The 1457-nt window shown below is 32.0% G+C and carries 2 protein-coding genes; both read left to right on the top strand.

Annotation, left to right across the window (positions count from 1 at the left end; translation table 11 throughout):
* Positions 1-786: 786 nt before the first annotated feature.
* Positions 787-975: a hypothetical protein gene (locus J7R10_RS08110; protein ID WP_035002917.1), complete on the top strand. Its 189-nt coding sequence runs from the start codon at positions 787-789 to the stop codon at positions 973-975.
* 294 nt (positions 976-1269) lie between these two features.
* Positions 1270-1457, top strand: a 188-nt coding sequence (locus J7R10_RS08105) for a hypothetical protein (RefSeq protein ID WP_208436427.1), incomplete at its 3' end; no start/stop codon positions are given.

Here is a 1457-nt window from a genome sequence, read left to right as displayed (position 1 = left end):
CTCTTTACATTAAGAAATTATAATAAAGAATTGTTTTAAAAGAATTATATTTGCAAAAAATAGAAACGCGCCATATGGCGCATATCTTTTTTGCTTTTTTGGTCATTTTGGGCTGATTTTGAAGCTGGTTTCATTTTTGATTTTTTTGTATCAAACTTTCATTTGGAAATAATGCCTTTAATGATAAAAATATACAGTGAAACAATGTATTTGTGCGTATTCTTCTCTCATTCCAGCTTTCCCCACTCAGTAAAAAACTCATATCAACCGCCATTTATAGCTGAGTTTTTTCAAGCCGTTCTTCAAGGTTCTTTAAAGATCTTTCAAAGGATATTTTAAACCACCTGATCTTTTTATAAGCACTCCTGAATATTTCTTTCATTCTGATTCTGAAATAGCAACATCAAAAATCTTTCTTTTGCATGATTGCAGCTACACAGACACCATCATTTTCCTTCATCATTTTTCTTTTTGGGTTTTAGGGTACCTTTATTTATTCTTTCCTCTTTTTGCCTAAATCGATAAAGCTTAGCATAAAATAATGCTTACAATTCATAAAAAACAGCAATATATAATTTTATATTTTAAATATATTATCAATTTCACTTAAACACAAATAGAGTAAATTATAAAGTTAAATAAAAACATTTGGCATTTAAATATAATTTATTATTATACTTTACATAAAAATAACCCACTCATTATCACAACTCTCATCCATATTGATAATCCTTCTTGTAAGCGGGGGGGGGGGAATATATGGGCTTATAAGTAAGGAAAATGTCAATGTCTAAAAAATCTCTTTTATCCTGCACAGCTGCCATAGCCATCATGCTGTTTAGTACTCATTTCAATACATATGCCGAAGATCTTAATGCTGGTAAAGGAGAAGTAAAGAAAACTGAACCTGGAAAAACCTATAATAGAATTAAAGCAGTAGACGGTGGCACAATCAACAGCGAAGATTTAAAATAATCTCTGATAATTCTGCAAAATGTCCTCCTGATGCTCCTGAAGAATGTCATACTGGTGTAATATCAGACGGTACTGGTAGCAGAATTAATTTAACGGGCACAACAGTTATTCAAAATGTTGATGAAGGTCTTTATGCAGGAAATAATAGCACGATTAAGATGATTAATGGTGATATTGAAGAAGAACAGAGTGCAAGAGAGAATAAAATAGACGCAAAAAAAAATTGCACTATTCGTAACAGCTGGTGGACATATTGATCTGAGAGATGTTTCTGTAACAGCAGGAATCAGCGACTTGCAGTTCTTAGGTCTCTCTGAGACTGAACTCGATGAATCAAAATATCAAAGTACTAAAATCAATTTAACCAATGCAAAGCTTCACGTTAAAAATGGAATTGGAATTAGCGTAAATGAAGCAGCCCGTACTGTTAATCTTGGCAAAAAATCAGAAATCCGTGCCGATGTCTTATTAATAACCAAAGA

The sequence above is a fragment of the Bartonella vinsonii subsp. berkhoffii ATCC 51672 genome, assembly GCF_902825225.1.
GTDB lineage: Bacteria > Pseudomonadota > Alphaproteobacteria > Rhizobiales > Rhizobiaceae > Bartonella > Bartonella berkhoffii.
The sequence above is the reverse complement of the archived record's forward strand: the minus strand, read 5'-3'. Positions and strand labels throughout refer to the sequence as shown.

Excerpts from the sequence above, each read along its gene's own strand:
- J7R10_RS08110 (WP_035002917.1), top strand. The coding sequence starts at position 787 with ATGTCTAAAAAATCTCTTTTATCCTGCACAGCTGCCATAGCCATCATG.